The organism is Streptomyces sp. NPDC059900 (assembly GCF_050270335.1).
GTDB lineage: Bacteria > Actinomycetota > Actinomycetes > Streptomycetales > Streptomycetaceae > Streptomyces.
On sequence record NZ_JBNNJZ010000143.1, the window covers coordinates 1 to 6,965 of the forward strand.

Sequence of the window (6,965 nt, forward strand, 5' to 3'; positions counted from 1 at the left end):
CGGCAACTTCGCCATCAGCTTCTCCGTCATCTCCATCCTCTCCGGCTGCATGACCCTGTACGGCTTCGGGCTCGGCACCGGCGGCCCCGCCGTCATGCTCTGGGGCTGGGCGGGCGTCGGCCTCTTCGTGCTCTTCGTGGGCATGGCACTCGCCGAGGTCACCAGCGCGTACCCGACGTCGGGGGCCCTCTACTACATGGCCGACCGGCTCGGCGGGCGCCGCTGGGGCTGGTACACGGGCTGGCTGAACCTGCTCGGCCTGCTCGGCGCGATAGCCGGCATCGACTACGGCGCCGCACTCTTCTCCGGGGCGTTCCTGAACCTCAAGTTCGGCTTCACGCCCACGCCGGAGAAGACCTTTGTGATCTTCCTGTGCATCCTGCTCCTGCACGCCGTACTGAACCTGTTCAACGTGCGTCTGGTGAGTCTGCTGAACTCCATCAGCGTGTGGTGGCACGTGGCCGGTGTCGCCGTGATCGTGGGTGTCCTCGCGATCGTGCCGGACCACCACCAGTCCCCCGGCTTCGTCTTCGGTGAGTTCGTCAACGACACCGGGTGGGACAACCCGCTCTACGTCACGGCGATCGGCCTGCTCCTGGCGCAGTACACCTTCTGCGGGTACGACGCCTCCGCGCACCTCTCGGAGGAGACCTCCAACGCCTCGGTGACCGCGGCGCGCGGCATCGTGCGCGCCATCTGGGCCTCCTGGATCGCCGGTTTCATCCTGCTTGCCGGTCTGACGTTCGCGATCCAGGACTACGCGGGCACCCAGGCCACCGAGACCGGTGTGCCGCCGGCCCAGATCATGATCGACGCCATCGGCGAGGCGGGCGCCACCGCCCTGCTGCTCATCGTCATCGTGGCGCAGCTGTTCTGCGGCAACGCCGAGACCGCCGCGGCCAGCCGCATGGTGTTCGCGTTCAGCCGTGACAACGCGCTGCCCGGCTCGAAGGTGTGGCGCAAGGTCAGCTCGCGCACCCAGGTGCCGGTGCCCGCGGTGTGGCTCTCGGTCGGTCTCGCCGCGGTGATCGCGCTGCCGTCCCTGTACTCGACGACCGCGTACACGGCCGTGACCGCCATCAACGTCATCGGCATCACGCCCGCGTACGCCATTCCGATCTTCCTGCGGCTCCGGGCGGGAGACCGCTTCGAGAAGGGCCCGTGGAACCTGGGCCGCTGGAGCAAGCCCGTCGGCTGGATCGCGGTGATCTGGGTGGCGTTCGTGACGGTCCTGTTCTGCCTGCCGCAGGTCTCGCCGGTGACGGTCGACTCGATGAACTACGCGTCGATCGCGCTCGCCGTGGTCCTCACCCTCGCCACGGTGTGGTGGTTCGTGGCCCGGCGCTCCTACAGCACACCGTCGGCGTACGGGTCCGAGCGGGAGCAGGCGGAGATCGCGGAGGACATCGTCTAGCGGTCGGCAGACCTCCCTCGTACGGCCGCACCCTCCGGATTGCCCGGAGGGTGCGGCCGTTCTACGGTGTGCGGTCGTTGAGGATCCGCTGGAAGAGGCGGTGGTCACGCCAGGCGCCGTTGATGTGCAGGAACTCCGGCGCGACACCGAACTCCTCGAAGCCGCACTTGGCAAGGACCCGCTGCGAGGGCACGTTGTCCAGGAGGGTGCCCGCCTCGATGCGGTGCAGGCCCAGTTCGGCGTCGGCGGCCGTGCAGGCGTGGGTCACCGCGGCGGTGGCGAGACCCTTGCCGACGTGGTCCACGTCGATCCAGTAGCCGAGGTTTCCGCTGCGCAGGGGGCCGAGCACGATGGCGGACAGGGTGACCGTGCCGACGATGTCCCCTTCGCGGTCGAGCACCCACGGCACCACGCGTCCCGCCTTGCAGTCCTCCAGCTGGACGCGGAGCCGGGCGGTCTGTGCCTGCGTGGTGAAGTAGTCCTCGGGCCTGGTGGGCTCCCAGGGCTCCAGGTGGGCGCGGCTGCGCAGCCGGGTGCGGGCAAGTCCGCCCGCGTCCTCCAGCGTTGCCCGGCGCATGACGACGTCCGGGGTGATGCGGGCGGGTTGGGTGATCATGCGCCCAGCGTAGGGACTCCGGAGGGCGGGCGGGGGCGGGCGGGCCGGTCCGCTGACCTTGCCTGTCCTTCTTGTTTGCTTCCGTCTGCTGCCGTCTGCTGCCGTCTGGGGTGGGCTTACCTGCCGCCCGCGACGCGCAGGATCGTGCCCGTCGCGTACGAAGCCTCGTCCGAGAGCAGCCAGGCGACGGCCGCCGCGATCTCCTCCGGCTGCCCCGAGCGTCCCAGGGGGATGCCCGCGGCCTGCTTCGCCGGGCGCTGCGGGTCCGCGTGGAACTCGGTCCAGATCACTCCCGGGGCGACGGCGTTGACGCGGATGCCGTGCGCCGCGACCTCCTTCGCCAGACCGATCGTCATCGTGTCGACGGCTCCCTTGGCGGCGGCGTAGTGGACGTACTCGCCGGGGGCGCCGAGGGTCGCCGCGGCGGAGGAGATGTTCACGATGCCGCCGCCGGTAGCGGTGCCGGTGCCGTTGCGCGTCATGTCTCGGACCGCGCGGCGGGCGCACAGGAGATAGCCCAGTACGTTCACGTCGAGCGCGCGGCGCATGGCTGTGGCGTCGGCCTCTGCGAGGGGGCCCACCGGGGCGCCGATTCCGGCGTTGTTCACCAGTCCCGTGACCGGGCCCAGTTCCCCGGCCGCGGTCTCGAAGAGGCGGTCCACGTCCGCTTCGTCGGCGGTGTCCATGCGGACGGTGACGCAGGCCGTGCCTGCCGCGCGGATCTCCGCGGCCACTTTCTCCGCGGCGTCGGCGTCGGAGTGGTAGCCGAGGGCGATGTGGTGGCCGTCCTTGGCCAGGCGGGTGGAGATGGCCGCGCCGATACCGCGGCTGCCGCCGGTTACTACGGTGACGGGGTGGTTCACGTGATCCTCCGGAGGGCGGGGTCGGGGTCGACGGGGTCGCCGTTTGATCGATCATTCCCCAACCCCACCCCTTCCCGAAAACCCGCTGGCGCGGGGGCCAAGTACCTCCGGCGGCCGTTATCACCGGCTTCGCCGAGTTCGTCCTCAAACGCCGGACGGGCTAGATTCCCCGTACGAACTCCGCCAGCGTCCCCGGCGCCCTGCCTCCGAAGCGTTCGATCGACGGCGTCACCTCGTACAGCTCGTGGTGTGCGCCGATCAGGCGGAACAGTTCCCAGAGTTTGTCCAGGTGGGCCACCACATGTGTGTCTCCGTAGAGAGTCATGGCCCTCTCGCGCCACTCCTCCGGCGACACGTCCACGTATTTCAGGCCGCCGCCGAACGTGTCCACGATCTCGGCCACCGTGAGCACCTGCCCCGTCAGGAGCACCACGGGATCGGGGCACGGCGGCGCGGGAGGCGCGAGGAGGCCGGCCGCCACCCGGGCCACGTCCCGCCCCGCGACCAGCGGGAGCACGGTGTCCAGGGAGCCGAGCGGCATCGCGAGTTCGCGGCCGGCGCCCGCCCGTACCAGGAAGTCCAGGTTCTCGAAGAAGACCCCGGCCCGCAGATGCACCGCGCCGACCCCCGCCCAGTCGAAGACCTCCTCGGCGACCCAGTGCTGCCGCATCCGGGGCGTTCCCGCGTCCGGCGCCGCCGCAAGCTGGGACACCTCGACGACGCGTTCGAGGCCCTCCCGCCGGGCCGCCGCCGCGAACGTGCCGGTCGCCTCGAGCAGGCCGTCGGTCACCGGGTACGTGAAGAAGGCGCGCCGCACACCCCGCACCGCCGCGCTCACGTCCCCGATCTCCCGCAGGTCGCCGACGACCACTTCCGCGCCCATCCCCCGCAGCTCGGCGGCGCGCGCGTCGTCGGTGCGCACGAAGGCACGTACGGCCTGACCGCGGTCAAGGAGCAGCCGCGCCACGTGGCGGCCGGTGGAGCCCTGTTGTCCGCCCGCCGCTCCGGTGACGAGGACCAGTTCGTCCGCAGGCATTCTCACCCCTCCCCCCGCAGCGTGAGCGTGAACGCGCCCCGCCGCTCCAGTGCCCGCAGGAACGGCTCCGCCGCGAACGCCTCTCCCGGCGCGAGGACCCCTGTCTTCGCCGGGCCCCTGCCCTCCGCGATCCGCACCGCCGCCTCGACCGAGGCCAGCGCCCCGGCCCGCCACAGGTCGTGGCCGGTCAACTGCCCGGCCGCGCTGCCGCCTTCCCGGATCGCCTGGACGGCGACGGTGAAGTCGGTGGCCGCCCGTTCGTCCGCGCCGATGTGCTCGCTCTCGAAGGCGTCCTGCGCCTCGAAGGCGCTGGTGCTGAGCATCAGGTCGATGTTGCGTACGGGGACGTGGCGGGGCACGGTGACGACCTCGCTCGACGGGAACGGCGCGATCATCGTGCGCGGGCCGAGCGGCGGCGGGAAGGGGAAGACGGCGTTGCGCGGTTCGACGTAGCCCGCGTGCAGGGCGCCGTCGCCGAAGGTGAGGCGTTCGGTGGCGGCGAAGAGGAGGGTCGCCGTGTTCTTGGCGCCGGTGGTAAGGCGCCAGCCGTTCACGGCGTACGCGACGACGATCCGGTCGATGTCCGCGATGCCGTCCGACACCGCCCCGGCCAGCAGATCGCCGAGGCCGCCGTAGAAGCTCAGGCCGGGGATCATGACGGCGCCGGTGCGCTGGGCCGTGGCCTGCGCGGTGTCGAAGACGCCTTTTACGTGGTGGGGTTCGAGGGCGTGGTCGATGTAGTGGCAGCCCGCTTCCGCGGCGGCGGTGGCGAGGGGCGCGCCGGTGACGGCGAAGGGGCCCGCGCACTGGATGAGGACATCGGCCTCGGTCATCACCTCGCGCAGGGCCGCGGCGTCGTCCACGGGGGCGGTGCGGGTCCGTACCCGCTCCCCCGCGGCGGGGCCGCCGAGCTCGTCGGCCATCGCGTTCAGCCCCGCGGCGTCCCGGCCGGCCAGGAGTAACCGCGCATCTCTGGCGAGGAGTTCGGCGGCCACGAGGCGCCCGGTGTGGCCGTAGGCTCCGTAGATCGCGAAGAGCGGCTTTGTCATGCTCGACTCGCTTTCATACCGAAGGTATGCAACTGGTGCGGAACCTACGTACCCTGAGTATGTTCGTCAAGAGGAGCCGACCGTGATCCCGCAGGAACCGTCAGCGCGGCCAACTGCCCGCCGTACACAGGCGGAACGCTCCGACGCGACCACCGCGCAACTCGTCGCCGCCGCACAGCGGCTCTTCGGCCGGGACGGGTACGCGACGACGTCGATCGTCGCCGTCGCGGCCGCCGCCGGAGTCACCAAAGGCGCGGCCTACCACCACTTCGACGGCAAGGCGGCCCTCTTCCACGCGGTGTTCGTCCGCGAACAGGAGGAGATCGCCGCCGAGTTGGAGCGGGCGGCGGCCGAGAAGCCCGACGCCTGGTCCGCGCTGCGACGCGGCTGCCACCGCTTCCTGGAGCACTGCCTCGATCCGGGGTTCCGGCGGATCGTGCTGCTCGACGCGCCCGCGGTCCTCGGCTGGGAGACCGTGCGCGCGATCGAGTACGCCCATACGCTGCGGGTCCTCACGGGCGGCATGCGGGCCGCGGCGGCAGCGGGCCACATCGGCGAGGGAGATCTGAACGTGCGCTGCCAGATGATGTTCGGCGCGCTGTGCGAGGCGGGCATGCTCCTGGCCCGCTCGCCCGACCCCGGGGCCGCCCTCGCCTCGGTGACGGCGGAGGCCGATCGTCTTCTTGCGGCGCTTGCCGCGTCGGACGGGCCCTGAGGCCGCCGCCGTCTGGCATCCTGTCGCGGTGCGCGTACTGATCGTGACCGCAGGCAGCTGGGGCGACGTCGCTCCGTACACCGGTCTTGGCGTCCGGCTGCGCTCCGCGGGCCACGAGGTGGCCCTGGCCACCCACGAGCGCTTCGAACAGGCGGTGACCGTCCACGGTCTCGGCTTCCGGGCCCTGCCCGTCGATCCGCGCCAGGAGCTGGCCTCGCGGGGCGGCCAGGGTCTGGCCAGAGCGACGAGCCCGCCCGTGGAGATGGCGCGAGTGGCCCGCATGGCACGGGCGTTCATGCCCCGGCTGACCCGGGGCGTCGCGGACGCCGTGCGGCAGGGCGCCGACGTGGTGCTGAGCTCCACGGTCACCGACCCTGCGTGCGCCGTGCTCGGCGAGGCGCTGCGGCTGCCGAGCATCGGCGTCTACCTCCAGCCGGTGCAGCCCACCGGCGCCTTTCCGCCGATCATGACCGGCGCCCGCTCGTTCGGATCGCACGGCAACCGCCTCGCGGGCCATGTCCTGTGGGCCGGTAGCGACCGCGTCTTCACCCCCGCCGTCACCGAACTGCGCCGCGAACTGGGACTGCCACGGCGCAGGTTCGGCGGCATGCCGGCCATGCCGCGCGGGCGCAGCGTCCTGCACGGCTTCAGCCCACGGGTCGTCCCGCGCCCGGCGGACTGGCCCGAAGGGCACGAGGTCAGCGGCTACTGGTGGCCGCAGACCCCGCCCGGCTGGCAGCCGGAGCCGCGGCTCCTCGACTTCCTCGAAGCGGGCCCACCCCCGGTCTTCGCGGGCTTCGGCAGCTGCGTCACCGCCGACGCACAGCGGCTGAGCGCCCTGCTCGCCGATGCCCTGCGCCGGGCGCGGGTACGCGGAATCATCCAGGCGGGCTGGAGCGACCTGCACGCCGAGAACGACGATCTGATCACCGTGCGGGAAGTGCCGCACGCCTGGCTGTTCCCCAGGACCGCCGCCGTCGTCCACCACGCGGGCGCCGGCACCACCGCGGCCGGACTGCGCGCCGGGGTCCCCGCCGTCCCGGTCCCGGTCCAGCTGGACCAGCACTTCTGGGCCGCCCGGCTGCACGGCCTGGGCGTCGCACCGCGTCCGCTGCGCTTCCAGCGCCTCACCGCGGAGCGGCTGTCCGCCGCGCTCGGCGACGTCGTCCACAGCCCTGCCCTGCGCGCACGCGCCCGTGACATCTCCGCCGCTCTCGCCAGGGAGGACGGCATGCGCCGGGTCCTCTCGGCGATCGAACGACTCGGGTGATC

The 6,965-nt window shown here is 72.1% G+C and carries 7 protein-coding genes; 3 read left to right on the plus strand and 4 right to left on the minus strand.

The genetic code is table 11. The annotated features are described in order from the left end of the window. On the plus strand, window positions 1-1,414 hold a 1,414-nt coding region (locus ACQKIP_RS20230; RefSeq protein WP_427743641.1), incomplete at its 5' end, for an amino acid permease. Window positions 1,415-1,475: 61 nt separating this feature from the next. Here the strand turns inward: ACQKIP_RS20230 and ACQKIP_RS20235 are convergent. The 4 genes from ACQKIP_RS20235 to ACQKIP_RS20250 all read right to left on the minus strand — a co-directional run bounded on the left by ACQKIP_RS20235 (window position 1,476) and on the right by ACQKIP_RS20250 (window position 4,978). Then, on the minus strand, window positions 1,476-2,030 hold the full coding sequence (locus ACQKIP_RS20235) for a GNAT family N-acetyltransferase (protein ID WP_365854997.1): 555 nt from the start codon (window positions 2,028-2,030) through the stop codon (window positions 1,476-1,478). A gap of 116 nt (window positions 2,031-2,146) precedes the next feature. Continuing rightward, window positions 2,147-2,893 carry an SDR family oxidoreductase gene (locus tag ACQKIP_RS20240; protein ID WP_365854999.1) on the minus strand — a complete coding sequence of 249 codons (747 nt, stop codon included), beginning with the start codon at window positions 2,891-2,893 and terminating at the stop codon, window positions 2,147-2,149. Window positions 2,894-3,053: 160 nt separating this feature from the next. After that, entirely contained in the window at window positions 3,054-3,929 is an 876-nt protein-coding gene (locus ACQKIP_RS20245) for an NAD(P)H-binding protein (protein WP_365855001.1), read from the minus strand. A 2-nt stretch (window positions 3,930-3,931) separates the two neighbouring features. Continuing rightward, a complete protein-coding gene (locus tag ACQKIP_RS20250) occupies window positions 3,932-4,978 on the minus strand; it encodes a saccharopine dehydrogenase NADP-binding domain-containing protein (protein ID WP_365855003.1) in 1,047 nt (348 codons plus the stop codon). Between the two features lie 82 nt (window positions 4,979-5,060). On the opposite strand from ACQKIP_RS20250, the gene ACQKIP_RS20255 reads away from it, so the two are divergent. Together ACQKIP_RS20255 and ACQKIP_RS20260 are read left to right on the plus strand one after the other, a co-directional pair. After that, window positions 5,061-5,693, plus strand: a complete 633-nt coding sequence (locus ACQKIP_RS20255; RefSeq protein WP_365855005.1) for a TetR/AcrR family transcriptional regulator — start codon at window positions 5,061-5,063, stop codon at window positions 5,691-5,693. Window positions 5,694-5,721: 28 nt separating this feature from the next. Continuing rightward, the gene (locus tag ACQKIP_RS20260; protein WP_365855007.1) at window positions 5,722-6,963 is read left to right on the plus strand and encodes a glycosyltransferase; all 1,242 of its coding nucleotides are present in this window, start codon (window positions 5,722-5,724) and stop codon (window positions 6,961-6,963) included. Window positions 6,964-6,965: the final 2 nt, after the last annotated feature.